This window comes from Arthrobacter terricola (genome assembly GCF_004354015.1).
Taxonomy (GTDB): domain Bacteria; phylum Actinomycetota; class Actinomycetes; order Actinomycetales; family Micrococcaceae; genus Arthrobacter; species Arthrobacter terricola.
In genome coordinates, this window is the sequence record NZ_SMRU01000030.1 from 41,918 (window position 1) to 67,366 (window position 25,449).

24 protein-coding genes are annotated in these 25,449 nt (G+C 63.0%); 17 read left to right on the forward strand and 7 right to left on the reverse strand.

Annotated features, from left to right (window positions below; translation table 11 throughout):
* Nucleotides 1–147 precede the first annotated feature (147 nt).
* The 9 genes from ftsZ (at nucleotide 148) to dnaE (ending at nucleotide 9,990) form a co-directional block, all read left to right on the forward strand.
* Nucleotides 148–1,377 carry a cell division protein FtsZ gene (gene ftsZ, locus E1809_RS20970; protein WP_133206184.1) on the forward strand — a complete coding sequence of 410 codons (1,230 nt, stop codon included), beginning with the start codon at nucleotides 148–150 and terminating at the stop codon, nucleotides 1,375–1,377.
* A 56-nt stretch (nucleotides 1,378–1,433) separates the two neighbouring features.
* Complete coding sequence (locus E1809_RS20975) at nucleotides 1,434–2,162, forward strand: polyphenol oxidase family protein (RefSeq protein WP_133206185.1); 729 nt, start codon at nucleotides 1,434–1,436, stop codon at nucleotides 2,160–2,162.
* The gene (locus E1809_RS20980; protein WP_133206186.1) at nucleotides 2,155–2,904 is read left to right on the forward strand and encodes a YggS family pyridoxal phosphate-dependent enzyme; all 750 of its coding nucleotides are present in this window, start codon (nucleotides 2,155–2,157) and stop codon (nucleotides 2,902–2,904) included. The genes E1809_RS20975 and E1809_RS20980 overlap by 8 nt, the downstream gene beginning before the upstream one ends.
* Nucleotides 2,905–2,993: 89 nt before the next feature.
* The gene (locus E1809_RS20985; protein ID WP_133206187.1) at nucleotides 2,994–3,524 is read left to right on the forward strand and encodes a cell division protein SepF; all 531 of its coding nucleotides are present in this window, start codon (nucleotides 2,994–2,996) and stop codon (nucleotides 3,522–3,524) included.
* A gap of 100 nt (nucleotides 3,525–3,624) precedes the next feature.
* On the forward strand, nucleotides 3,625–3,912 hold the full coding sequence (locus E1809_RS20990) for a YggT family protein (RefSeq protein ID WP_133206188.1): 288 nt from the start codon (nucleotides 3,625–3,627) through the stop codon (nucleotides 3,910–3,912).
* A gap of 164 nt (nucleotides 3,913–4,076) precedes the next feature.
* On the forward strand, nucleotides 4,077–4,754 hold the full coding sequence (locus tag E1809_RS20995) for a DivIVA domain-containing protein (RefSeq protein WP_133206189.1): 678 nt from the start codon (nucleotides 4,077–4,079) through the stop codon (nucleotides 4,752–4,754).
* Nucleotides 4,755–4,846: 92 nt separating this feature from the next.
* Complete coding sequence (gene lspA, locus E1809_RS21000; RefSeq protein ID WP_133206190.1) at nucleotides 4,847–5,470, forward strand: signal peptidase II; 624 nt, start codon at nucleotides 4,847–4,849, stop codon at nucleotides 5,468–5,470.
* Nucleotides 5,463–6,389, forward strand: a complete 927-nt coding sequence (locus tag E1809_RS21005) for an RluA family pseudouridine synthase (RefSeq protein WP_133206191.1) — start codon at nucleotides 5,463–5,465, stop codon at nucleotides 6,387–6,389. Before lspA ends, E1809_RS21005 begins: the two co-directional genes overlap by 8 nt.
* Nucleotides 6,390–6,432: 43 nt before the next feature.
* Nucleotides 6,433–9,990, forward strand: a complete 3,558-nt coding sequence (gene dnaE / locus E1809_RS21010) for a DNA polymerase III subunit alpha (protein WP_133206192.1) — start codon at nucleotides 6,433–6,435, stop codon at nucleotides 9,988–9,990.
* Between the two features lie 25 nt (nucleotides 9,991–10,015).
* Here dnaE and E1809_RS21015 read toward each other — a convergent pair whose 3' ends face one another.
* Nucleotides 10,016–10,474 (reverse strand): flavin reductase family protein, encoded by a 459-nt coding sequence (locus tag E1809_RS21015; RefSeq protein WP_205754286.1) that lies wholly within the window; start codon nucleotides 10,472–10,474, stop codon nucleotides 10,016–10,018.
* A gap of 169 nt (nucleotides 10,475–10,643) precedes the next feature.
* On the opposite strand from E1809_RS21015, the gene E1809_RS21020 reads away from it, so the two are divergent.
* The 3 genes from E1809_RS21020 (at nucleotide 10,644) to nrdR (ending at nucleotide 13,216) form a co-directional block, all read left to right on the forward strand.
* Nucleotides 10,644–11,171, forward strand: a complete 528-nt coding sequence (locus tag E1809_RS21020; RefSeq protein WP_235835705.1) for a hypothetical protein — start codon at nucleotides 10,644–10,646, stop codon at nucleotides 11,169–11,171.
* A gap of 9 nt (nucleotides 11,172–11,180) precedes the next feature.
* A complete protein-coding gene (hisD, locus tag E1809_RS21025) occupies nucleotides 11,181–12,554 on the forward strand; it encodes a histidinol dehydrogenase (RefSeq protein ID WP_133206194.1) in 1,374 nt (457 codons plus the stop codon).
* A 161-nt stretch (nucleotides 12,555–12,715) separates the two neighbouring features.
* Nucleotides 12,716–13,216: a transcriptional regulator NrdR gene (nrdR, locus tag E1809_RS21030; RefSeq protein ID WP_133206195.1), complete on the forward strand. Its 501-nt coding sequence runs from the start codon at nucleotides 12,716–12,718 to the stop codon at nucleotides 13,214–13,216.
* A 138-nt stretch (nucleotides 13,217–13,354) separates the two neighbouring features.
* Here the strand turns inward: nrdR and ppgK are convergent, their stop codons facing one another.
* The gene (gene ppgK, locus E1809_RS21035) at nucleotides 13,355–14,158 is read right to left on the reverse strand and encodes a polyphosphate--glucose phosphotransferase (protein WP_133206208.1); all 804 of its coding nucleotides are present in this window, start codon (nucleotides 14,156–14,158) and stop codon (nucleotides 13,355–13,357) included.
* A gap of 74 nt (nucleotides 14,159–14,232) precedes the next feature.
* Nucleotides 14,233–15,111, reverse strand: a complete 879-nt coding sequence (map, locus tag E1809_RS21040) for a type I methionyl aminopeptidase (RefSeq protein WP_133206196.1) — start codon at nucleotides 15,109–15,111, stop codon at nucleotides 14,233–14,235.
* Between the two features lie 100 nt (nucleotides 15,112–15,211).
* Here map and E1809_RS21045 point away from each other — a divergent pair, with 100 nt between their 5' ends.
* A complete protein-coding gene (locus E1809_RS21045) occupies nucleotides 15,212–15,376 on the forward strand; it encodes an SPOR domain-containing protein (protein ID WP_133206197.1) in 165 nt (54 codons plus the stop codon).
* Nucleotides 15,377–15,380: 4 nt separating this feature from the next.
* On the opposite strand, the gene panB is transcribed toward E1809_RS21045, so the two are convergent.
* Complete coding sequence (panB, locus tag E1809_RS21050; RefSeq protein WP_133206198.1) at nucleotides 15,381–16,283, reverse strand: 3-methyl-2-oxobutanoate hydroxymethyltransferase; 903 nt, start codon at nucleotides 16,281–16,283, stop codon at nucleotides 15,381–15,383.
* A 191-nt stretch (nucleotides 16,284–16,474) separates the two neighbouring features.
* On the opposite strand from panB, the gene glnA (E1809_RS21055) reads away from it, so the two are divergent.
* From glnA (E1809_RS21055) to E1809_RS21065, 3 genes are read left to right on the forward strand one after another with little or no spacing between them, the layout of a single operon-like run.
* Nucleotides 16,475–17,815, forward strand: coding sequence for a type I glutamate--ammonia ligase (gene glnA, locus E1809_RS21055; RefSeq protein ID WP_133206199.1), 1,341 nt, complete (start codon nucleotides 16,475–16,477; stop codon nucleotides 17,813–17,815).
* A gap of 9 nt (nucleotides 17,816–17,824) precedes the next feature.
* Nucleotides 17,825–20,836: a bifunctional [glutamine synthetase] adenylyltransferase/[glutamine synthetase]-adenylyl-L-tyrosine phosphorylase gene (locus tag E1809_RS21060; protein ID WP_133206209.1), complete on the forward strand. Its 3,012-nt coding sequence runs from the start codon at nucleotides 17,825–17,827 to the stop codon at nucleotides 20,834–20,836.
* Nucleotides 20,833–21,396 (forward strand): GNAT family N-acetyltransferase, encoded by a 564-nt coding sequence (locus E1809_RS21065; protein WP_235835706.1) that lies wholly within the window; start codon nucleotides 20,833–20,835, stop codon nucleotides 21,394–21,396. The genes E1809_RS21060 and E1809_RS21065 overlap by 4 nt, the downstream gene beginning before the upstream one ends.
* A 70-nt stretch (nucleotides 21,397–21,466) precedes the next feature.
* Here E1809_RS21065 and glnA (E1809_RS21070) read toward each other — a convergent pair whose 3' ends face one another.
* The gene (gene glnA, locus E1809_RS21070) at nucleotides 21,467–22,891 is read right to left on the reverse strand and encodes a type I glutamate--ammonia ligase (RefSeq protein ID WP_133206200.1); all 1,425 of its coding nucleotides are present in this window, start codon (nucleotides 22,889–22,891) and stop codon (nucleotides 21,467–21,469) included.
* Nucleotides 22,892–23,207: 316 nt separating this feature from the next.
* Between glnA (E1809_RS21070) and E1809_RS21075 the strand changes: the two genes are divergently transcribed.
* Nucleotides 23,208–23,645, forward strand: a complete 438-nt coding sequence (locus tag E1809_RS21075) for an RDD family protein (RefSeq protein ID WP_133206201.1) — start codon at nucleotides 23,208–23,210, stop codon at nucleotides 23,643–23,645.
* Nucleotides 23,646–23,742: 97 nt separating this feature from the next.
* Here the strand turns inward: E1809_RS21075 and E1809_RS21080 are convergent, their stop codons facing one another.
* Together E1809_RS21080 and E1809_RS21085 are read right to left on the reverse strand one after the other, a co-directional pair.
* The gene (locus tag E1809_RS21080; protein WP_133206202.1) at nucleotides 23,743–24,507 is read right to left on the reverse strand and encodes a DUF4191 domain-containing protein; all 765 of its coding nucleotides are present in this window, start codon (nucleotides 24,505–24,507) and stop codon (nucleotides 23,743–23,745) included.
* 132 nt (nucleotides 24,508–24,639) lie between these two features.
* Nucleotides 24,640–25,449: lipoyl synthase (locus E1809_RS21085; protein ID WP_133206203.1), on the reverse strand; the 810-nt coding region annotated here is incomplete at its 5' end.

Genomic DNA, 25,449 nt, shown 5'->3' on the forward strand with positions numbered 1-25,449 from the left:
GCGGTCATTGAATGTAGGATTCATAGCCCATACCGTCGCATAAGAGTTACTTGACATAACTATAACCTTCAACTAGAGGGTTAAGGTCCAAGAATTCAAGTTGGACTCGATCTGTTTCGAAATAGGACAAAGCAAGGGGCACGAAACGTGGCAGCACCGCAGAATTACTTGGCCGTCATCAAGGTCGTCGGCATCGGCGGCGGTGGCGTGAATGCAGTTAACCGAATGATTGAGGTCGGCCTTCGCGGCGTCGAGTTCATCGCCATCAATACCGATGCCCAGGCGCTGCTCATGAGTGACGCGGACGTCAAGCTCGACGTCGGACGCGAGCTTACCCGTGGTCTAGGTGCCGGCGCCAACCCCGACGTCGGACGCCAGGCCGCCGAAGACCACGCAGACGAAATCGAGGAAGTCCTTCGCGGGGCGGACATGGTATTCGTCACGGCGGGCGAAGGTGGCGGAACCGGTACCGGCGGTGCCCCCGTCGTGGCCCGTATCGCCCGTTCGCTCGGCGCGTTGACGATCGGTGTGGTCACCCGGCCCTTCACCTTTGAAGGCCGCCGCCGTGCCGGCTCCGCAGAGGCAGGAATCGACGCCCTCCGCGACGAAGTCGACACCCTCATCGTCATCCCCAATGACCGGCTCCTGTCCATCAGCGACCGCAACGTCTCCGTCCTGGACGCTTTCCGTTCCGCTGACCAGGTCCTGCTTTCGGGTGTCCAAGGCATCACGGACCTCATTACCACCCCCGGCCTCATCAACCTCGACTTCGCCGACGTCAAGTCCGTCATGCAGGGTGCCGGTTCGGCGCTCATGGGCATCGGCTCGGCCCGTGGCGAAGACCGTGCGGTCAAGGCGGCGGAGCTCGCCATTGCATCGCCCTTGCTGGAAGCGTCCATCGACGGCGCCCACGGCGTGCTGTTGTCCATCCAGGGCGGCTCGGACCTGGGCCTGTTCGAAATCAACGAAGCCGCGCGGCTCGTTCAGGAAGTGGCCCACCCCGAAGCCAACATCATCTTCGGTGCGGTCATTGACGACGCCCTCGGCGACGAAGCCCGCGTGACGGTCATCGCCGCCGGATTCGACGACGTCAAGGCAACATCGCCGTCCATGAACCAGTCGTCCTCCCAGCAGGGCCAGCACCAGGCGGCTCCGGCTCCCGAGCGTCCTGCCGCCCAGGCAGCGGCTCCCGCGTACCCGGCTCCGCAGCACGTGGGCGCCGGCGTGGGTGCTTCAGGCCTGAGCAATTGGGGCCAGCAGCGTCCTTCCGCGTTGCCCGCCGACTCAGGGTTCGACGTCGACCTTCCGGCCGTCGTCGAACCGGACCTGTCCGGTAGCCGTACCGACGACCTCGACGTGCCGGACTTCCTGAAGTAACGGATCCTCTTGAAGCAAGCATTCGGTATTGGGTAGTCCAGGAGAGTCAGTAAGCAGTGTTTTGGTGGCGAAAAGAAGTGCGACCGGGCGTCTCGGTCGCCTTCTCGGATGCTGATGCGGGAAACCTCGCACTGCACGTATCGGACAATCCTGACGACGTCGCGGTGCGTCGGGTCCGGCTGGAGGAAGCGGCCGGACTTGGCCAACGGCATTTCCAATACATGAACCAGGTTCACGGCAATGCCGTGGAGTTCATTCCGGCCGGGGGAGTGGCGGACAGCGCTCCCATAGCGGACGCCATGGTGTCGACCGGCCAGCCGCTTGCGGTCATGGTGGCCGACTGCGTCCCTGTCGTCCTGGTCGGTGACCTGCCGGCAGGCGCCGAAGGTTCGGATAGCGCCACAACGCCTCCTGTTCTCGCGGTGGTCCACGCCGGCAGGCCCGGAGTGGCCGCCGACGTCGTATCCGCCGCCGTCACGGAGATGCGAAACCGGGGTGCCGCCGGGATCAGCGCCTGGCTTGGCCCTTCCATTTGCGGTAACTGCTACGAAGTTCCGGAGCAAATGCGCGAAGACGTTGCGGCGGTAGTTCCGGAGGCTTGGGCCACCACGTCCTGGGGGACACCGGCACTCGACCTGCCTGCGGGCGTCCGTGCCCAATTGGAGTCCCTCGGCGTCACAGTCGAGTATTCGGGGGATTGCACCCGTGAAACCACCGGGCTCTTTTCCTACAGGCGCGAGGCCCGCACCGGTCGCTTCGCGGGCTTGGTGTGGACCCATGACTGAGCCAATGCCCGGCGTGGACGCCGTCGACACCGATCCGAGGACTGCCGAACTTCGGGACCGGCTGGCCACGGTCCACCGGAGGATCACCGAGGCAACCCGGGAAGCGGGACGCGGGGAAGAACCGCGGCTCATTGTCGTCAGCAAGTTTCACCCGGCCGCGGACGTGGTCCGGCTGGCCTCCCTCGGCGTCATTGATCTGGGTGAAAACCGGGACCAGGAGGCCGGAGCGAAGGCGGCTGAGCTCTCGAACCTCGACCTGCGCTGGCACTTCATCGGCCAATTGCAAAGCAACAAAGCGAAGTCCGTGGTGAAGTACGCGCATTCCGTGCAGTCTGTTGACCGCGTCCAACTCGTGACAGCCCTCGCGAAGGCGATCGAGCGCCAGCAGTCCGAGACCGGCCGTCCGGACCTTGAATGCTTCATCCAGGTAAGTCTCCAGGACGACGGCGGCGAGCACCGCGGCGGTGCGGCACCGGCCGACGTCGGGCTTCTCGCCGATTCGATCGCGGACGCAGCGGGCCTGCGGTTGGCGGGCCTCATGGCTGTCGCGCCACTTGGAGTGCCGCCGGAAGCCGCTTTCGAGAGGCTTGCCGCGATTTCCGAAGAATTGCGGCGATCGCATCCGGGCGCCGGGGCCATCTCGGCGGGGATGAGCCAGGACCTTGAGGCTGCTGTCCGATTTGGTGCGACACACCTGCGAATTGGCTCGGATATTCTCGGATCGCGTCCGCCCGTGGGGTAGCGTCAAAGTATTCGAAGCGACGGGCCGGGGTTTTCTGCTATGCCAAGTCACGGGCGGCCCGCCCACTGCAGACACGATAGGAGTCCAGCATGGCTGGCGCACTGCGCAAGACAATGGTTTATCTTGGGCTCGCCGATGGCGAAGATCACTACGAGTCTGAACAGCACGTGCAGCAAGTTGAAGAGGAACGGCCTGCAGAGAATGATCGCGAAGAGCGACGCGCCCCCGCACCTGTACGTGAAGTAGTTCGTGAAGTCCCCCCAGTCGCCGAAGAGGAATACCGCGCACCCGTGACACCTATCAAGCGTGCGGCATCGAGCCGTGAAGAAGCTTCAGGCCTGAAGCAGATCACCACAGTCCACCCGCGTTCCTACAACGACGCCAAGATCATCGGCGAAAGCTTCAGGGACGGCATCCCCGTGATCATGAACGTCACTGACATGGGAGAGGCGGACGCGAAGCGCCTCGTCGATTTCTCTGCTGGTTTGGTGTTCGGCCTGCACGGCAGCATCGAACGCGTCACCAACAAAGTCTTCCTGCTGTCGCCGTCATACGTTGAGGTCCTAGGTGACGAAAAAAAGACCGCTGAGTCCCAAGCGTCGTTCTTCAACCAGAGCTAGTCCAGTTACCAAAGATGCCAGGCAGAGCGATCTGCCTGGCATCTGTGTTGCAATAGAGGGACCGACCGAACATGGCGAACTAGGAGATCTGAGCTAAACCGTGGGCATTGTTTTCGGCCTTCTCTACATCGCACTGCTGCTTTTCCTGGTTTCCCTCGTCATCAGGCTCGTTTACGACCTGGTGCAGATGTTTGCGCGCCAGTGGCGGCCGCGCGGTGCCGCCTTGGTGGCGGCCCACGTGGTTTACTCCGTCACGGACCCGCCCTTGAAACGCATTCGCCGGCTCATTCCGCCATTGCAACTTGGGGGTATGTCGCTGGACCTGGCATTCCTGATTGTGTTCATCATCGTCAGCATTGCCATGGGATTTGTCTATTCGCTGGCGTAGGCCTCCCGGAAGGCTTTGCGGGCGCGGCCGGGACCCGGTTGCGCGGCGCAAATCCTCCAAGCCAACACGATGGTGTTGAATTGGGGGAATCAGATGATATTTAGGTACCGTAGTTTTGAACGGCCGGAAGGCCTACTGACTAACTAGACCAACGAGGTGACCAGATGGCTTTGACGCCAGAAGACGTTGTCAACAAGCGCTTTCAGCCGACTAAGTTCCGCGAAGGCTACGACCAGGACGAGGTCGACGACTTTCTCGACGAGATCGTCGTCGAGCTGAGGCGTCTGAACCAGGAGAATGACGAGCTTCGCAAGAAGCTTGCCGAAGGTGGAAACGCTGTCCCCGCTGTAGCCGCGCCGGCACCCGTTGTCGAGAAGGTTCCCGCCGCAGCCAAGGCCGAAAAGGAAGCACAGGCAAAGGCGGAAGCCGAAGCCAAGGCAGCCGCCGAAGCCGAGAAGAAGAAGGCGCAGGCTCCGGCTCCCGCCGCGACCCCCGGCGTCGGATCCCCCTCCGCTGAGTCCGCAGCCGGCCTCCTGGCCATGGCCCAGCAGATGCACGACAAGCACGTTTCCGATGGCCAGCAGCAGAAGGAAAAGATCATCGCCGAGGCGCAGATCGAAGCCTCGAGCCTTGTCAACGACGCGCAGGACAAGTCCCGCAAGATCCTTGGTGCCCTCGAACAGCAGCGCTCGGTCCTCGAACGCAAGGTAGAGCAGCTTCGCGGCTTTGAGCGCGACTACCGCTCGCGCCTGAAGGCTTACATCGAAGGCCAGTTGCGTGACCTGGATGCCCGTGGCTCTGTTGCGGCCCCCGAGGTCGGCGAAGCAGCCGCAGAGGTCTAGCAAGTATTCTGAAAGCCGGTGGCTGGGGATTCCTCGGCCGCCGGCTTTCGCCTGTTAAGGCGCCAGAAGCCACGGCCACGAATGAAAGTACTATGAGCGAAGAACAATCAGACGGCACTGCAGAGCCAGTCCGCATCAAAGCCCACGTTTGGCGTCCGGCATTGCTATGGGTCTTCGCGGGCTTTGCCGTTTTCGCCTACGTCTTTGACCAACTGACCAAACTTTGGGTCACAAGCACCATGGTCGAGGGCGAGCGGATCCCCGTGCTGCCGCCGCTTCTGCACTGGTATTACATCCGCAACTCCGGGGCGGCGTTTTCGATCGGCGAGAACGTCACGTGGGTCTTCACGATTGTCATGGCAGCTGTGTCCGTAGTGATCTTGTTCCAGTTGCGCCGGCTCGGCTCAGCCTGGTGGGCACTTGCCCTGGGCTTGCTGCTGGGCGGGGCCCTCGGAAACCTTACGGACCGGCTTTTCCGGGAACCGTCCTTTGCCATGGGCCACGTGGTGGACTTCATCCAACTGCCCAATTTCGCGATTTTCAATATTGCCGACTCCGCCGTCGTTTCCGGCGTCGTGATCATTTGCCTCCTGACCTTGCGGGGCATCGGGCTGGATGGCTCCCGCCACCATTCCGTTGCGGCTCCGGATTCCGCGGCTCCGGATTCTTCCGGGAGTTTGCCGGCCAAGCGGGACGGGGAACCGGACGATGCCTGAGCGCTTCCTCGTACCTGAAGATCTTGGCGGAGCCAGGGCGGACGCAGGACTGGCCAAACTCCTGGATATTTCACGTTCGGCCGCTGCCGTCCTCATCGCAGAAGGCAATGTGATGGTGTCAGCAGCAGTGGTCGGAAAATCCGCGAAGCTCGTTGCCGGTTCCGTCCTGGAAGTCACCGTTCCCGAACGCCGGGATCCCTTGGAAGTCGTGGAGGAAGTCGTGGAAGGCCTGAACATCCTGTTGGACGATGAGGACTTTGTCGTCATCGACAAGCCTGTTGGCGTGGCTGCGCACCCGTCGCCGGGCTGGGTGGGGCCCACCGTCGTCGGAGGCTTGGCCGGTGCCGGCTACCGGATCTCCACGTCCGGCGCGCCGGAGCGTGCCGGAATCGTGCATCGGCTCGACGTCGGAACCTCGGGCGTGATGGTGGTCGCCAAGAGCGAGCATGCGTACACGGTCCTCAAGAGGGCCTTCAAGGAACGCACTGTGGACAAGGTCTACCATGCTGTGGTCCAAGGCCTGCCGGATCCCCTCGAAGGAACCATCGACGCACCTATTGGACGCCACCCGGGGCACGACTGGCGCTTCGCCGTCGTCGAGGACGGACGTCCGTCCGTGACGCACTACGAGGTCCTCGAAGCGTACGGCAAGGCGACTCTCGTGGAGGTTCACCTGGAAACCGGGAGGACGCATCAGATCCGGGTGCATTTCTCCGCCTTGCGGCATCCCTGCGCCGGCGACCTGACTTACGGGGCGGATCCGCGGCTTGCCGCCAACCTGGGGCTTACCAGGCAGTGGCTGCATGCTCGCCGCCTTGGCTTCAACCACCCACGCACGGGGGATTGGATTGAAGTTACCAGCCAGTACCCCGCGGATCTCCAGTTCGCGCTGGATCTCCTGGAAAGCGGCAACGCCTGATCAACTCCCTGCGGCACAGGAAGGCTCCCGATAGACTGTCGTGGTGACTTCCAGCAATGACTCGTTCGTCCATCTCCACACCCACACCGAATATTCCATGCTGGATGGTGCTGCCCGGCTCACCGAATTGTTCGATGAGACCGAACGGCTGGGGATGCCCGCCCTGGCCACCACGGACCACGGGTACCTGTTCGGCGCCTTCGATTTCTGGAAGAAGGCCACCGACAAGGGCATCAAGCCCATCATCGGTGTAGAGGCGTATGTAACGCCCGGGACGGCGCGTGGGGACAAGGAACGTGTCCGTTGGGGCGACGAGAGCCAGCGCAAGGACGACGTCTCCGGTGGTGGCTCATACACCCACATGACGTTGTTGAGCTACAACAACGTGGGCATGCGCAACTTGTTCCGGGCATCGTCCATTGCCTCGCTCGATTCGGTGTTCGGCAAGTGGCCGCGCCTGGACCGGGAATTGCTGAACACCTATTCCGAAGGCCTGATCGCCACTACCGGTTGTCCTTCCGGTGAAGTGCAGACCCGGCTCCGCCTCGGCCAGTACCGTGAAGCCTTGGCTGCGGCCTCCGAGTTCCGCGACATCTTCGGTGCCGGGAACTACTACTGCGAACTGATGGACCACGGCCTGGACATCGAACGGCGGGTCACCGGCGACCTCCTGCGGCTGGCGAAAGAGCTCAACCTGCCGCTCGTAGCCACCAACGACCTCCACTACACCCACGAGCACGATGCCAAGGCGCACGAAGCCTTGTTGGCGATCCAGTCCGGTTCAACGCTCCTGGAACCCACCTACGATAACGGCGGATCCCGCTTCGCTTTCTCCGGAAGCGGCTACTACTTGAAGTCCCCCCAGGAGATGCGGGAGTTGTTCCGCGACTATCCTGATGCGTGCGACAACACCCTGGCGATCGCGGAACGCTGCGAAGTGTCCTTCAACACGGGGGCGAACTACATGCCCCGGTTCCCCTGCCCGCCGGGTGAGGACGAGACGTCGTGGCTCGTCAAGGAAGTGGCGAAGGGCCTCGACTACCGGTACCCCACGGGCGTTCCGGACAAAGTCCGCAAGCAGGCCGACTATGAACTCGATGTCATCACGTCCATGGGATTCCCCGGCTACTTCCTGGTGGTTGCCGACTTCATCAACTGGGCGAAGAACAACGGCATCCGGGTAGGCCCGGGCCGTGGTTCCGGTGCGGGATCCATGGTGGCGTACGCCATGCGTATCACCGACCTCGATCCTTTGGAACACGGCCTCATTTTCGAGCGGTTCCTCAACCCGGACCGTGTGTCCATGCCCGACTTCGACGTCGACTTCGACGATCGCCGCCGTTCCGAAGTGATCGACTACGTCACGCGGAAGTACGGCGATGAGCGCGTCGCGATGATTGTCACCTACGGCACCATCAAGACCAAGCAAGCACTCAAGGACTCTTCGCGTGTGCTCGGGTATCCGTTCAGCATGGGCGAACAGCTCACCAAGGCACTTCCGCCGGCGGTGATGGCGAAGGACATTCCGCTCGCGGACATCCAGAATCCTGAGGCCAAGCGGTACAGCGAAGCCGGGGATTTCCGCCAGCTCATCAGCACGGACCCCGAAGCTGCCAAGGTGTTCGAAACCGCGCTGGGCATCGAGGGCCTGAAACGCCAGTGGGGCGTCCACGCCGCCGGCGTCATTATGTCCTCGGACCCCATCATCGACGTCATTCCGATCATGCGCCGCATCCAGGACGGCCAGGTCATCACGCAGTTCGACTACCCGACGTCCGAAGGCCTCGGGTTGATCAAGATGGACTTCCTCGGCCTGAGGAACCTGACGATCATTTCGGACGCCTTGGAAAACATCAAGATGAACCGGGGCGTGGACCTCGACCTCGAGAACCTCGCCCTGGACGATGCCGCGTCCTATGAACTCCTGGCCCGCGGCGACACCTTGGGTGTGTTCCAGCTCGACGGCGGACCCATGCGGTCGCTGCTCAAGCTCATGAAGCCCGACAACTTCGAAGACATTTCCGCCGTGCTGGCTTTGTACCGTCCGGGTCCCATGGGTGCTAACGCGCACACGGACTACGCCCTGCGCAAGAACAAGATCCAGGACGTCATCCCGATCCACCCGGAGCTCGCCGAGCCGTTGGAAGACATCCTGGGCGGGACATTCGGCCTGATCGTGTACCAGGAACAGGTTATGGCCGTGGCCCAGAAACTGGCCGGCTATTCGCTCGGCCAAGCCGACATCCTGCGCCGTGCCATGGGTAAGAAGAAAAAGTCCGAACTGGACAAGCAGTTTGCCGGCTTCTCCCAAGGCATGCAGGACAACGGCTACTCCGCTGACGCCGTGAAGACGCTCTGGGACATCCTGCTCCCGTTCTCGGACTACGCCTTCAACAAGGCGCACTCGGCCGCGTACGGGGTGATCTCGTATTGGACGGCGTACTTGAAGGCGCACTACGCGCCCGAGTACATGGCGGCTCTGTTGACCTCGGTGGGCGATGACAAGGACAAGTCGGCGATCTACCTCAACGAGTGCCGGCGCATGGGCATCACTGTGCTTCCGCCGGACGTCAACGAGTCGAGCCTCAACTTCACCCCTGTGGGAAGCGATATCCGCTTTGGCATGGGCGCCATCCGCAACGTCGGCGTCAACGTGGTGGAGGCCATGGTGGCGGCCCGTGAGAGCGAAGGCGCCTACGGTTCCTTCAAGGACTTCCTCATGAAGGTGCCCGCGGTGGTCTGCAACAAGCGAACCATCGAATCCCTCATCAAGGCAGGAGCGTTCGACTCACTCGGCCACCACCGCCGGGCCCTCGCGATGGTCCATGAGGAAGCCATCGACTCCGTGATCACCCTGAAGCGCAATGAAGCGATCGGACAGTTCGACCTCTTCGCCGGGATCGATGACCAGGAGCCGCAGGCCTCCTTGAGCACCGAGATCCCGGACCTGCCAGAGTGGGAAAAGAAGGACAAGCTCGCCTTTGAGCGGGACATGCTGGGGCTTTACGTCTCCGACCACCCCTTGCAGGGCCTCGAAGGCCTCTTGAGCCAGCACGCCGAGCAGTCCATCACCTCGATCCTTGGTGAAGACGGACCGCACGACGGCGCCATCGTCACCATTGCGGGCATGATCACCTCCCTGAGCCGCAGGATCGCGAAAGCAAGCGGCAACGCTTATGCGCGGGCTGAAATCGAAGACCTCGGCGCGTCGATCGAGGTCATGTTCTTCGGCCAGGTCTATGGCCCGATCGCTTCGGTCCTGGCGGAAGACCTCATTGTCGTGGTCAAGGGCCGCCTGCAGCGGCGCGACGACGGCGCGGTCACTTTGAACTGCATGGAGCTTTCGGTTCCGGACCTCAGCGAAAGCACGAGCGGTCCGCTGGTCATCACGATGCCCACGTACAAGGCCACTGAAGCGGTTGTCACCGACCTTCGCGATGTCTTGAACACCCACCGGGGCAACTCAGAGGTAAGACTGCATTTGCAGGGCGATTCGAAAGTGGAAGTCATGGGGTTGCCGGTGCACTTGCGCGTGAATCCGACGCCGTCGCTCTTCGGAGACCTGAAGGTGCTTCTGGGGCCCACCTGCCTGGACGGGTGACCCGCCCGGGTCAGATCTCCCTGGGTCAGATCTCATAGTCGAGCGGGACGGGTTGGCTGTAGGAACCGGAGTGGTAGAGCAGGGGAGTGTCGTCGTCGCCGACCAGGCCGTCGACAACTTCCACCACTACGATCGCGTTGTTCTCGAAGGACAGCCGCATCTGGATCTTTCCGATGAGCCAGCCCGCCACGTTCTTCAGGACCGGCACGTCAAACGGGCCCGGTTCCCAGTGGTCGCCTTCGAACCGTTCCTGCGTGCGGGAAAAGCGGTCGGCCAGTGCCTGGTTCTCGCGCCCGAGCATGTGCAATCCGATGTAGCTCGAATTGGCTATGGCCGGCCAGGAGCTGGAACTGCGGGACATGTTGAAGGTGAACCGTGGCGGCTCCGCGGACAAGGACGCCACTGACGTCGCTGTGAAGCCGAAGGGTTTGCCGTCCAAGTCGGCAGTGATGATGGCGACTCCGGCGGCATGCCGACGGAACATTTGCTTGAACGTTGCTTCAAAAGCCGATCTGTCCAACGTCACTTTGACCGTTCTCCTGCATAGCCTGTTGCCATCAACTGGTATTAACGCCCGTACCTTCAGCGTATTCCGCTGCCGTGCAGTGCGGCCGCGTATTGAGCGTCCAGAAACGTTTGTTAATGTTTGTGTCATGACCAAGCAAACACCAGACCTTCTTGAGTCCGCGCCAGCGACGGACAGGCGCGACCGTAAATGGTGGTTGTGGCTCGCGGTGCCGGCGGTATCCGGCGTCGGTCTGGGACTTGCTTGGTGGGTATTGGCCCCTGGTGGGCTCAACCTCGTTTCCGGAAACCACGCACTCGCGGATCCAACCGATTCCGATGGCCGGCTACCCCGCGACCTCGTCCTGGCCGGACTCTTCCTCCTTGCCGGCTGCTTCACGGCTATTCTCCTGGACGCCAGGATCCGCAAGCCCGGCCAAGGGATGCGCGTCTTGCTGGCGGTACTTGGTGGCCTCATCGGCGCACTCGTTGCCTGGCAGGTGGGCTTGCTTTCAGCGCAATGGTGGGGGCCGGCTGCCAACGGTTCCGACGGCTTTTCGTTGCGAGCGACGGCGGCCCTCCTGTTGTGGCCTGGCGCGACGGCCTTGGTGTCCTTCCTCCTGACTCTTTTCGGCCTGATGGGCAAGCAGCCGGAGGAACAGCGGGATGCCCCGTAAAATGGTCGGGTGACCATTTCTTCCGAGAACACCACCAACGCTGCTTCCCGTTCCGTGGACTTCCGCCGCATCGACCTGCGCGGGCGCTCGCTCACCTTGGCCGAATTGCGTGCTGCTGTGCCGCGGGCCAAGCATCAGACGATGGCGGACGCCGAACAGAAGGTTCTGGACATCATTTCGGCCGTCCGCTCCCGTGGTTTTGCGGCATTGGGTGAATTGGCCCTGGCTTTCGACGGCGTGGAACAGTCCCACCCCCGTGTGCCGGCCGCTGCCCTTGCCGACGCCTTGGAAAACCTGGATCCGGCCGTCCGTGCAGGCCTCGAGGAGTCCATCAGCCGTGCGCGGCGCTTCGCCGAAGGCCAAAAGCCCGCGAACGTCGATGTGCAATTGGGCGACGGCGCTGTCGTCAGCCAGAACTGGGTGCCGGTAGGCCGTGTCGGCCTGTACGTCCCGGGTGGCCTGGCGGTCTACCCTTCCTCGGTGATCATGAATGTTGTTCCCGCCCTTGCGGCCGGGGTGGCCTCGATCGCGCTCGCGTCGCCGCCGCAGAAGGAATTCGGCGGCCTGCCCCACCCCACGATCCTCGCGGCTGCAGCCCTCCTGGGGATCGACGAGGTCTATGCCATCGGTGGCGCACAGGCCATTGCCTCGTTCGCCTACGGGATCCCCGGCGCCGACCATGAGTTGCCGATCGAGCCCGTGGACGTCGTGACTGGGCCTGGGAACATCTTTGTGGCCACGGCAAAACGCCTGGTGAAGGGCGTCGTCGGAATCGACTCCGAAGCGGGCACCACTGAAATTGCCATCCTCGCGGACGCCTCGGCGCACCCTGCCCTCGTGGCCGCCGACCTGATCAGCCAGGCCGAGCACGATCCCAAAGCGGCATCTGTCTTGATCACGGATTCCGAGGAACTCGCCGCCAACGTCCAGCGGGAGCTCGCGGATCAGGTGGGAATCACGAAGCACGCTGAACGGGTCGCCACTGCCTTGTCCGGTCCCCAGTCCGGCGTCGTGTTGGTGGACGATGTGGACCAGGGCGTGGCGGTGTGCGACGCCTACGCGGCGGAGCACTTGGAAATCATGACGGCGGACGCCGCAGCGGTTGCTGCGAGGATACGCAACGCGGGTGCCATTTTCGTGGGGAACTACAGCCCGGTCAGCCTCGGGGACTACTGCGCGGGCTCGAACCACGTCCTGCCCACGAGCGGCACCGCGGCGTTCTCTTCGGGTCTCAACGTGACAACCTTCCTGCGCGCGGTCCAGGTGATCAACTACAGCAAGGATGCCCTTGAAGAGGTGAGCAAGCACATCGTGAGCCTCGCTGATGCCGAGGATCTTCCGGGCCACGGTGACGCCGTCAAGATCCGCTTCAGGGGAGCCTGAACCACTACATATTGGGTCGTTGCCACTACATATAGTAATTACAGTCTTGGCATTAGGACTGGAATCGCCGTAAACTGGTGCCGGAAGTCATACTTCCGGCACTTTTGCGTCTGCGGCCGGTTCCGCAGCGGCAGCGCCGGAACCGAGCAAGGGAGGCCAGCGTGTATTGTCCGTTCTGCCGAAACCCTGACTCGCGCGTTGTTGACAGCCGGATGGCCGAGGACGGGTCAGCCATCCGCCGGCGGCGTCAATGCCCTGAATGTGGACGCCGGTTCACCACTGTGGAGACCACCAGCCTGTCCGTGATCAAGCGTTCGGGCGTGGGGGAGCCATTCAGCCGGATCAAGATCATCAATGGTGTCCGCAAGGCCTGCCAAGGCAGGCCGGTCACCGAAGACGACCTCGCCATGCTGGCGCAGGAAGTGGAAGAAAACATCCGTTCTTCCGGCGCAGCCGAAATCAATGCCCATGAGGTCGGGTTGGCTATCCTTGGGCCGCTCCAAAAGCTGGACGAAGTCGCGTACCTGCGTTTCGCCAGCGTCTACCAGGCCTTTGAGTCCTTGGAAGACTTCGAGTCCGCCATCTCGCTCCTTCGCCACGAGGCTGCCAGCGCGGCCAAGGGCGGCTCCAACGGCAAGAGCTCGGAAAAGAGCCCCATCTAGCTCCGGTGGTGGCAGCGGAGGGGAAGCCGCAACCACCACCGGCCTTCTTTCGCACCCGCCGCGGTTCGTTTTACCGCGTTGCCGGGTGCCGCCGTCGTACGTGGGATCACGACGACGGCGGCCCGTTACGCTGCGGGGTTACTTGGCGGTCTTGTCGTGGAGTGCGATGTCGAGCGCAGCGCCCACGATCCCGGCGTCGTTCTTCAGCTCCGCCGTGACGATCGGCGTCAGGAGGGACAAGTGCGGGAAGTACTCATCCGAACGCTTCGAAATGCCTCCGCCGATGATGAAGAGTTCGGGGGAGAAGAGGAACTCGACGTGGGAGAGGTACCGCTGCAGCAATACGCTGTATTCTTCCCAGCTCAGTCCGTCACGCTCGCGGGCGACGGCGGATGCCTTCGTTTCGGCGTCGTGACCGTCCACTTCGAGGTGGCCGAGTTCCGCGTTCGGGACCAGTTGTCCGTTGAAGATGAACGCCGAACCGATGCCCGTGCCGAGGGTGATGACAAGGACAGTGCCTTCGACGCCTTCACCGGCGCCGTAGCGGGCCTCGGCGAGGCCGGCCGCGTCGGCGTCATTGATGACCTTGACTGGCCGGTCCAATCGCTTGCTCAGCAGCGAATCGATATCAGTGTTGAGCCACGACTTGTCCACGTTCGCGGCGGAACGCACCACGCCGTGCTGGATGATTCCAGGGAACGTCACCCCCACGGGAGATCCGGGGGCCGGCGCATCCGGACGGGTGGACAAATCCTCGACTATCTGCGCGATGACCTCTGCGACAGCTTCCGGCGTGGACGGCTGCGGCGTCAGGATACGAAGGCGGTCGCCGACCAGCTTGCCCTTCTTGAGGTCGACGATGCCGCCCTTGATGCCGGTGCCACCAACATCAATGCCGATCAATGGTCCGTGCTTGTGGAACTTCTCATCCTTCTTGGTCAATGCGTTTCCGTTCATGGCAGGAGGGGTGGGCATGGTTCAGCAGGCTAACGCTGCCAAGTGACCTTCCGGGGTAGCTAAGGAAGGGTCAGTATTTCGGCGCCGGTCTCGGTGACCAGCAGGGTGTGCTCAAATTGTGCCGTCCGCTTGTGGTCGCGGGTGACGACTGTCCAGTCATCGGGCCACATGTCCCATTCGACGGTGCCAAGCGTGAGCATCGGCTCGATCGTGAACACCATTCCCGCCTCGATCACAGTGTTGTACGCGGGCGCTGCGTCGTAGTGGGGAATGATCAGGCCGGTGTGGAACGCTTCGCCTACGCCATGGCCGGTGAAGTCGCGGACTACGCCGTAGCCGAAGCGTTTCGCATATGACTCGATCGCCCGGCCGATCACGTTGATCTCACGTCCCGGGGCCACCGCTTTGATGGCCCGGTTGAGCGATTCCTGTGTCCGTTCGACCAACAGGCGTGACTCCTCGTCCACATCCCCGACGAGGAAGGTGTAGTTGGTGTCGCCGTGGACACCGTTGATGTACGCGGTGATGTCGATGTTGAGGATGTCGCCGTCCTGGACCACCGTGGTGTCCGGGATGCCGTGGCAGATGACCTCGTTGAGCGAGGAACATAGCGACTTGGGGAAACCCCGGTACCCAAGGGTGGACGGGTAGGAATGGTTGTCGAGGAGGAACTCGTGCCCGATCCGGTCGAGCTGGTCCGTGGTCACTCCGGGGACAATGTGCTTCCCCACCTCGACAATCGCCTGTGCCGCGATCTTTCCGGCAATCCGGATTTTCTCGATGGTCTCGGACGATTTGACCTCGGAACCGGTGAACTTCGCCGGGCCCGGTTTGCCGACGTACTCCGGGCGCGGGATGGACGCAGGTACGTCCAGCCGCGGGCTGACGGTTCCTCGGGTAAGCGTGCCGATGGGTGCGGTCGGAGCGGGAGAAGGCATAGATTGATCATATAAGGGACGCACGAGACGCAAGTAACAATGGCGGCCAAGAGCTAAGTGGCGCGGCCCAGGTTACGGCGGGATGGGCTGAGGAGGAACAGTGGCGGAGTACTGGTACAACGTCAAGACACACCAGGTCGAAGAAGACGCGTTGTCTGATTGGACACAATTGATCGGACCCTACAAGACGCGCAAGGAAGCGGAAGAGGCCCTGGAAAAGGTCAAGGCCCGCAACGAAGCCTGGGATAAGGACGACGAGGACTAAGTCCTCAGAATGAGTGCTCCGGCCCAGGGAACTGGCCGGACCTGACGTCGTCGGCGTAGGACTTTGCCGCGTCGCTCAGCGTTGTCCGAAGGTCTGCGTATTGCTTGACGAATTTGGCCATCTTGCCACCGCGTAAGCCTGCCATGTCCTGCCAGACCAGGACCTGGCCGGTCGTTGCGTTGCCGGCGCCGATCCCGATCGTTGGGACGTCGATCGCGGCGTCGACGGCGGCGGCAGTTTCCGCCGGGACCATTTCCATCAGGACCGAAAAGGCACCCGCGTTGGCGAGGGCGACCGCGTCCTCGATGAGGCGGGTAGCGTCGTCGCCGCGACCCTGGACCCGGTAACCGCCCAAGGAGTGTTCGCTCTGCGGGGTGAATCCAATGTGCGCCATCACCGGAATGCCCGCCTGGACCATTGCCCGGACAGTTCCCGCGTAGAAAGCGCCGCCTTCGATTTTCACTCCGTGCGCGAGGCCTTCCTTGAGGAACCTGACGCCCGTTGCTACGGCTTGTTCCGGTGATACCTCATAGCTGCCGAAAGGGAGGTCTGCCAGAACAAGGGCCCGTTTGGCGGAGCGGGACACGGCGCGGCACAAGGGCAGAAGTTCGTCCACAGTTACCGGGATGCTGGTTTCGTTGCCGAACACGTTGTTGGAGGCGGAATCGCCAACTAGCAGGACGTCGATGCCGGCTTGGTCGAAGATTTCGGCGGTGTACTGCTCGTAGGCGGTCAGCATCGCAAAGCGCTCGCCCTTGGCCTTGGCTTGCTGGAGGTGATGCGTGCGAACCCTGGCAACGGGCTTTGGAGCGAGGGCGCCCGCAGGGTTTCCCGCTGTGGGTCCGGTCCCGTACGGGGCAGGAACTTCTGAGGGCATGCTGGAATCGGAACTGTTGCTTGGGGCCATGAGTAGAGCGTATGCGGTGGCGGCCGTCCTAGCCACCGGAGCGAACGACGGCCGGGCATTTGTAAACGCTGTGTTACGCGGATCTGCTGTGCCGCCATTCCGGCCCAATGCTTAGTAGAGTGAATGCTGAGTTGTCGTCGGCGTTAATACGTGAACCGACGGCCTGGACGTTGACCCGGAAATGAGGCCCCATGGACCGCCAGCAAGAGTTCGTTCTGCGAACTATCGAAGAGCGTGATGTGCGCTTCGTACGCTTGTGGTTTACCGACGTCGTCGGTTCCCTGAAATCGGTTGCGCTGGCTCCCGCGGAAGTAGAAGGCGCCTTCGAAGAGGGGCTGGGTTTCGACGGTTCCGCTATTGAGGGACTCGCCCGCGTGTTCGAATCCGACATGCTGGCCCAGCCCGATCCCTCCACTTTCCAGATCCTGCCCTGGCGCGGCGAAACGGAGCAGACATCCAGGATGTTCTGCGACATCCTCACTCCGGACGGCGAGCCATCCGCGGCCGATCCCCGGAATGTTCTAAAGCGCACGCTCGCCAAGGCGGCGGACATGGGGTTCACGTGCTACACGCACCCTGAGATCGAGTTCTACCTCTTGAAGTCCCAGGACCTCGATCCCAACGGCGTTCCCGTACCGGTCGACGAGGGCGGGTACTTCGACCACGTGCCCGGCGGCGTGGCCCAGGATTTCCGCCGTACCGCGGTGACCATGCTTGAGTCCGTGGGGATCTCCGTGGAGTTCAGCCACCACGAAGGTGGGCCGGGCCAGAACGAGATCGACCTTCGCTACGCGGACGCCCTCCAGACGGCGGACAACATCATGACGTTCCGCACGGTCATCAAGGAAGTGGCCCTGCAGCAAGGCACCTACGCCACGTTCATGCCCAAGCCCTTCACGGACCACCCGGGGTCCGGCATGCACACACACTTCTCCTTGTTCGAAGGCGACACGAACGCCTTCTACGAAGCTGGGGCCGAATTCCAGTTGTCCCGCAGCGCCCGGCAATTCATTGCCGGCATCCTCCGGCACGCACCCGAGTTCACTGCTGTCACCAACCAGTTCGTCAATTCGTACAAGCGGCTCTGGGGTGGCGGGGAAGCTCCGAGCTATTTGAGCTGGGGCCACAACAACCGCTCCGCGCTGGTCCGTGTTCCCCTGTACAAGCCGGGCAAGGGCCAGTCCGCCAGGATCGAATACCGCGGCATCGACTCGGCCACCAACCCCTATCTTGCCTATGCCGTGCTGCTTGGCGCCGGACTTAAGGGCATCGAGGAAGGGTACGAGCTTCCCGCCGCGGCCGAAGATGACGTTTGGTCGCTGACCTCCGCGGAACGGAAGGCGATGGGCCACGCTCCGTTGCCGGCGAGCCTTCACGACGCCATCCGGGCCATGGAAGATTCGGAGCTTGTGGCGGACATCCTTGGTGAGCAGGTCTTTGACCACTTCCTGCGGAACAAGCGCGCGGAATGGCAGGATTACCGCCTCCAAGTCACGCCTTACGAGCTCAAGCGCAACCTCGGCATCCTCTAGACCGTGAGTGTGAGCCTGGCCCGCCGGCTCATTTCGGCCGGCTTCAGCGATCTTGAGAAGGGCGAGCGGTTCCTGGCTGCCCCGGAGCTCGAGGGCATTGAGCAGGAGACGATCTTTGCCGGCTTGCACCTGAGCGCCAACCCGGACACAGCACTCCAATCGCTCGTTCGGCTCATCGAGAAGCACCCTAGCCTCAGGCAACTGGCGGGGGAGGACACAGACCGGAGCGAGCCGCTTTACCGCTTGCTCGGGGCGTCCGAGGCTTTAGGTGAGTTCCTCATCAGGCATCCGGAACACCTGGACGTGTTCGACGTCCGAGTCAGTCCGGAACCCATGCCGGCTGACGCCGGTGAGTTGAGGATGAAGCTGCTGCGTTCCGTCCAGGCCGACCCCAATTCACTCCGGCCCGTTGCCGGAATGACAGGCCCGGCCGCTTACGCTGCACTCCGGACGGCCTATCGGCGGGGCCTCACCGAGCTGGCCATCAAGGACTTGTGCGCCGCGAGCCCCCAGGACTTCATGCCTGCGGTGGGCGCCGAGCTGGCGGACCTCGCCGGCGCGGCGATCGAAGCCGCTTTGGCGGTAGCCAGGGCCGAAGCCGCCGGTTCCTTCGACGCCGCCGAAGTTGCCGCCGTCGGGCTCTCTGTCATTGGCATGGGTAAGTGCGGCGCCCGCGAACTCAACTACATTTCCGACGTCGACGTCATCTATGTCATTGAAGCGTCCGGGCTCGAGGACGCCAGGGCGGCGACGATCGGGACGGTGCTGGCAGCCGGAATTTCCCGCGCCATTTCCTCGACCGGAACCGAACCCGGGCTATGGGAAGTCGATGCGAACCTTCGGCCCGAGGGGAAATCAGGCCCGCTGGTCCGGACCCTGCCGTCGCACTTGAGCTATTACGCGAAGTGGGCTGAAAGCTGGGAGTTCCAGGCGCTCCTCAAAGCGCGGACCATCGCCGGCGACAAGGATCTCGGGGCGCGCTACGAGCAGGCGGTCCAGCCCCTGGTCTGGGCGTCGGCGGGCAGGGAAGGCTTCGTGGAGTCCGTCCAAGCCATGCGTCGGCGGGTCACGAACAACATCGCGCCCGCCGAAGAACAGCGCCAAATCAAGCTAGGCCCGGGCGGGCTGCGCGACGTCGAATTCACGGTCCAGCTCCTGCAGCTCGTTCACGGCAAATCGGACGAGACACTGCGTTGCCGGGACACCACGTCCGCGATCTCTGCGCTGTCCGCGGGCGGCTACATTGGCAGGGTGGACGCTGCGGCCTTCGACGCGGCCTACCGTTACTTGCGTGTCCTGGAGCACCGCATCCAGTTGTTCCAGATGCGCCGCACCCACTTGATGCCCACCAGCCAGGAATCCTTGCGGTTCCTCGCCAAGGCGGTTCTCGGACCGTTTTCCACCGGCCGGCCGCACCCGGACGCCCTCGTGGAGACCTGGCAGAAAACCAAACGCTCAGTGCGGGAGCTTCATGACCGGATCTTCTACCGTCCCCTCCTCAATACTGCCGCGAAGCTGAGCACCGAGGACGCCAGGCTCACCCCGGAAGCGGCCCAGGGCCGCCTCGCCGCACTCGGCTACCGGGACCCACAGGGTGCGATGCGCCACATTGAAGCGTTGACGGCGGGGGTCAGTCGTCGGGCCGCTTTGCAGCGGCAGCTTCTTCCCATCCTTCTCGGCTGGCTCGCCGAAGGCGTGGATCCCGACGCCGGCCTGCTCGCCTTCCGCCGCGTCAGCGAAGCGCTGGGCACCACCCACTGGTACCTCGGGATGCTGCGCGACTCCCAAGCGGCGGCCGAGCGGCTTTGCCACATGCTCTCGAACTCCCGATTGATTGCCGACCTTCTGGAGGTTTCCCCGGAATCCGTCGCCTGGCTGGGGACGGACAAGGACCTCATGCCCCTTGGCTTCGAGGCCCAGTGGCAGGAAATCCAATCGAAGATGTCGCGCCACGCCGAGCCCGAGAACGCGATGCGGCTCATCCGGCTCATCCGCCGTCGCGAGATCCTCCGGATCGCCATCGCCGACAGTTCCGGGCTCGTCGAACAGGACGCGGTGGGGACCGCACTGGCCGACGTCGACCGGGCGGCGGTTCTGGGTGCCCTCCACGTCGCCGAAGGCATTGTCTCCGCGGAGGGACCACTCAAGACCCAGGTGCTCGTGGTGGCGATGGGCCGGCAGGGAGGGCGCGAAATCGGCTACGGCTCGGACGCCGATGTCATGTACGTCCACCGGGCATTGCCCGGGGTGGGCGATGATGAAGCGCAGCAGCAAGCACGTGCAATCGTGGGACATATTTCCACGTTGCTGACCCAGCCCCTCAAACCGGCCATCCGGGCTGAGCGGGTCCTGACAGTGGACGCGGATCTTCGCCCGGAGGGGAAGAACGGCGCCATGGTCCGATCCATCGAGTCTTACGCGGAGTATTACCGGCGATGGTCGCTCATCTGGGAAGCGCAAGCGCTGCTGCGGGCCCAGCCGATGGCCGGGTCAGATGCCTTGGCCGGGGCATTCCTCCGGCTCATCAATCCCATCCGCTACCCGGAGTCGCTCGCCGACACCGATGTCCGGGAAATCCGTCGAATCAAAGCCCGTGTGGAGTCCGAGAGACTGCCCCGCGGAGCCGATCCCGCGCGGCATGTGAAGCTTGGCAGGGGTGGACTGAGCGACGTCGAGTGGCTGGTGCAGTTGCTTCAACTTCAGCACGCAGCCAAGCACCCGCAGCTCAGGACGACGTCAACCCTGGAAGCCCTTGACGCCATTCGCACCCTGGGACTCATACCCAAGGGCGAAGCCGCCCTGTTGCGCGAAGCATGGCGCCTCGCGAGCCGGATCCGCTCCGCGAACGTCATTTGCACGGGCCGGGCTTCCGACGTCCTGCCTGCCTCGAGGCGGGACTTGGAATCGGTGGCCCGCTGGTGCGGCTACGCACCCGGGCAGGCCGGGGTGTTCGAAGAAGACTACTTGCGTCTGAGTCGTCGGGCACGGGCGGTGTTCGAAAAGCAGTTCTACGGCCAGTGAAATCGCCAGCACTGAGAACGGCTGAGACAGTGTGGCTGATTCCCCTGAAGAGCCTTGACGACGACGCGCTAGCTATAACGTTGGGCGAGGCCGCCAACATGGAACTGGCTCCGGGCCAGGAAAGCTTCGTCGGCGATCCCTTCAAGATGATGTTCGCGGGCCTCCAGGATGAAAGCCGGCAGCCGTACCTCATTGAGGCGGCCGGTGCTGCCGTCGGAGTCCTCACCTTGCAGTCGGGAGCCGCCACGCTCGCGGGGTGGTCCGACGACGAATCGGCCTGGTTGCTTCGGGGCTTCGTGATCGACCGTCGTTGCCAGGGGAGGGGCCTGGGCTCCGCCGCGGCGGCCACGGCTGTCCGGGAAGCGTTGAAGCTGACGGCCAGGCTGGGTGGCGGCCAGGCCGGCGTCGTACTCTCCGTCAACGAAGCCAATCCGGCAGCCCGTTCCGCGTATGAAAACGCCGGTTTCACGGAGACCGGCCGGTTCCTGGGCGGGTCCGCCGGACCACAGTGGACCATGTATCGGGCCTTCGAGGTTCCGAGGCACCCAGGCACTCGTTAGGCGACTTAAACGACAGTGGCTCCCACCATTCGGTGGGAGCCACTGTTAGTCAACCGGCGACGGCCAGAGACTAGACGCCGTAGTAGAGCTCGAACTCGTAGGGGTTCGGGCGCAGGGAGAGCGGGCGGATTTCGTTCTCGTACTTGTACTCGATCCAGGTGTCGATCAGGTCCTGGGTGAACACGCCACCGGCCTGGAGGAACTCGTTGTCCTCGCGCAGGGCATCGAGGGCTTCCTCAAGCGAACCCGGAGCCTTGGGGATGTCCTTGGCTTCCTCGGCGGGGAGCTCGTAGAGGTCCTTGTCGATCGGTGCCGGGGGCTCGATGCGGTTGCGGATGCCGTCGATTCCTGCCATCAGCTGGGCAGCGAAGGCCAGGTACGGGTTCGAGGCGGGGTCCGGAGCGCGGAACTCGATGCGCTTGGCCTTCGGGTTGGAACCCGTGATCGGGATGCGGATACCGGCAGAGCGGTTACCCTGCGAGTAAACCATGTTGACCGGAGCTTCGAAGCCCTTGACCAGGCGACGGTACGAGTTGACGGTCGGGTTGGTGAAGGCGAGAACTGCGCTGGAGTGCTTCAGCAGGCCGCCGATGTACCAACGTGCGGTGTCGGACAGGCCGGCGTAGCCCTTCTCGTCGTAGAACAGCGGTTCGCCGTTGCTCCACAGGGACTGGTGGCAGTGCATGCCCGAGCCGTTGTCACCGAAGATCGGCTTCGGCATGAAGGTCACCGACTTGCCGTATTCCCATGCGGTGTTCTTGATGACGTACTTGAACTTCTGCAGGTCGTCAGCAGCGTGCACCAGGGTGGTGAACTTGTAGTTGATCTCAGCCTGGCCGGCGGCGCCGACTTCGTGGTGCGAACGCTCGACCTCGAGGCCTGCTTCGTCCAACGCGATGCACATGGCGTCGCGGAGGTCGGCCTGGTGGTCAACCGGAGCAACCGGGAAGTAGCCACCCTTGAACGGGGTCTTGTAGCCGAGGTTGCCGCCTTCTTCTTCGCGGCCCGTGTTCCACGGAGCTTCAATGGAGTCGACCTTGTAGAAGGAACCCTGCGGGGAGGACTCGAACTGTACGTTATCGAAAACGTAGAACTCGGCCTCGGGGGCGAAGAACGCGGTGTCCGCGATGCCGGTGGAAGCGAGGTAAGCCTCAGCCTTCTCGGCAACGCCGCGGGGGTCGCGGTGGTAAGGATCGCCCGTACGCGGGTTCACGATGGAGAAGTTCAGAGCGAGGGTCTTCTCGACGCGGAAAGCATCGATGAAGGCCGTGGTGACGTCCGGGATGAGCTGCATGTCAGACTCTGCAATGCCCTGGAAACCGCGGATGGAGGATCCGTCAAAGAGCTGGCCGTTGACGAAGAAGTCAGCGTCGACGCTCTTGGCCGGCACGTTGAAGTGCTGCTGGACGCCCGGAAGATCGGTGAAGCGGATATCGACGAACTTAACGTCTTCGTCTTTGATGAACTTGAGGACTTCGTCCGCAGTCTTGAACATCTATGCTCCTAACGCATACAGGTAACGGGCACTCAGGCCGTCTGATCCAGCGCAAACCGGTGGCAGGGAAACAAAAAAGCATCCCTGCTGCGGTGGCTGGCAACTTTTACCACCCTAGGGAAAGGGGATTTCCCGGGGGTGTCAGTATTGTTTCGAGCAGGTTACAGAACCACCTGCAATGTTAACGCTACTGGTCTATCGCATGGACGGTCCATGTCATTCCTCTATGTGGTCCTCGCCCGTGAAATCGGGCAATCATCCGGCCCCGGGTCGATGCGCCGTCGAGCGGGCCTTGGTGAGGCATTAAGCTTGAAATGTGGTAGATCGCAAAGACCTTGGTTCATGGCTTACAGGGCCGGACACATCGGGAATTTCCAAATATCCGGGGGAGCGGCTTGGCTTGCCCGAGTCGGGGCCGGGCTCCATTGCCCGCGCGGGCAGGCGGATCCTGGCGATTTGCATCGACTGGGTTGTCGCCCTGGTGATCAGCAACTTCGCGTTTGGCGGAAACCAGTGGGCTACGCTCGCAGTTTTTGCCGTAGAGCAAATCCTCCTCATCGGCACTCTTGGCTACAGCATCGGCCACAGGGTTGCGGGAATCCATGTGGTGCGACTCGGCGGCTATCCCGCGGGTCCCCTGGCTGCTTTCGTGCGGACGCTCCTGCTGTGCCTCGTGATCCCTGCCGTGGTTTTCGATCCCGACCAGCGTGGCCTCCACGACAAAGCCATGAACACCATCCTCATCCGCATGTAGTTCCGCGGGATAAAAGAACCGCCCGGTTCCCAAACGCCAGAAATGCTTCTGGTCAGCTTTGGGAACTGGGCGGTTTCTTGTTGTTTATTTGGATGCGTTAGCGTCCGCGGGCTGCCTTGCGGTCCGGGCGTGCCTTGTAGGGGTCGATGCCCTTCGGGATCGGGAGCCGCGTTCCGAGCGAGGAGATCCGCTTGCTGACCGCGTTGACTTCCGTTTTGGTGAGCTCGTTCTTGTACTTATTCATGGTCTTCGCGATCTGGCTGATGGGCACCTGGCCTTCGCCGCGGCCACTCTCGATCACGTGGACCGTCACGTTCGGAAGGATGCGGGAAAGCTTCTTCCGCTCGGCCTCGGCAAGCGGCTTGACCCGGTGCGAAGGTCCTTCAGTCACCAGGACGACGCCGGGACGGCCGATGGCGCGGAAGACAGCGTCCTGCGTGCGCGGGTTGACCGCGACGGGCTGGTCTTCAGTGATCCAACCGCGGCGCAGGGTACCCAAGGCAGCACCGGAAGCGCCTGGCTGGTTCTCGATCTGGGCGAACGCGGCACGCTCTGCACGGCGCGAGAGGATGAAAACGGCTGCCAGCAAGCCCAAAGGAATGCCGATGATCAGGCCCGTGATCCAGTTGTTCAGGATGAGGCCGATAATAAGGCTGACTGCAACAACGCCGAGGAACGCCAGCAGCATGAGCCACACGACAATCGGGTCATTGCGGCGGGTCATCTTGAAGACCTCGCCGATCTGCTTCAACTGGCTCGGCTTCTTGGCCTTGGCTTCCTTGGGCTTGCGGGAAAACAAGCCGCGCTTGGGAGCGTCGGCAGCCGATGTTGTCGACTTGCTGGAATCAGGGGATTTCGCCATAGTTCCTTAATTCTACGTGATTTGCGACAAAGGACCGGACTCCGGATTTCTCCGGTATCCGGTCCTTTGATCGTGCTTTTGCAGACGCCATGCGGCGGGCTGTTTATCCGCGCCGTTTATCCGGTCTTTGCCTTAAGCTCCGTGGTTGAGGAGTGTGCGGGCTTCCTGGCGGGTGGTGCCGGAGTCCTGGATGCCGTCGGCGATGTGGGCAATGTGCTCTAAATGCGACGGGATGTCGCGGCCTTTTTTGCGCATGGCGGTGGCCCAGAGGCGTCCGGCGCGGTAGGAGGAGCGCACGAGGGGTCCGGACATGACGCCGAGGAAGCCCAGTTCTTCGGCTTCGGTGGCGAGCTCGACGAATTCCTGGGGTTTGACCCAGCGGTCCACGGGCAGGTGCCGTTCGGAGGGGCGCAGGTACTGGGTGATGGTGATCAGGTCRCAGCCGGCAGCGTGCAGGTCGGCCAGGGCTTCGGAGATCTCTTCCCGGGTTTCGCCCATGCCCAGGATGAGGTTGGACTTGGTGACCATCCCATGGTTGCGGCCCTGGGTGATGACGTCCAGGGAACGCTCGTACCGGAACGCGGGGCGGATGCGTTTGAAGATGCGCGGCACGGTTTCGACGTTGTGGGCGAACACTTCCGGKGCCGAGTCGCAGATCGCCTTGATGTGCTCGGGGTTGCCGGAGAAGTCGGGGATGAGCAGTTCCACGCCGGTGCCGGGGTTCAGTTCGTGGATCTTGCGCACAGTTTCGGCGTAGAGCCAGACGCCTTCGTCGTCGAGGTCGTCGCGGGCGACGCCGGTGACGGTGGCGTAGCGCAGGTTCATGGATTGGACGGAGCGGGCGACCTTGGTGGGTTCGAAGCGGTCCAGGGGGGAGGGTTTGCCGGTGTCGATCTGGCAGAAGTCGCAGCGGCGGGTGCATTCGGAGCCGCCGATCAGGAA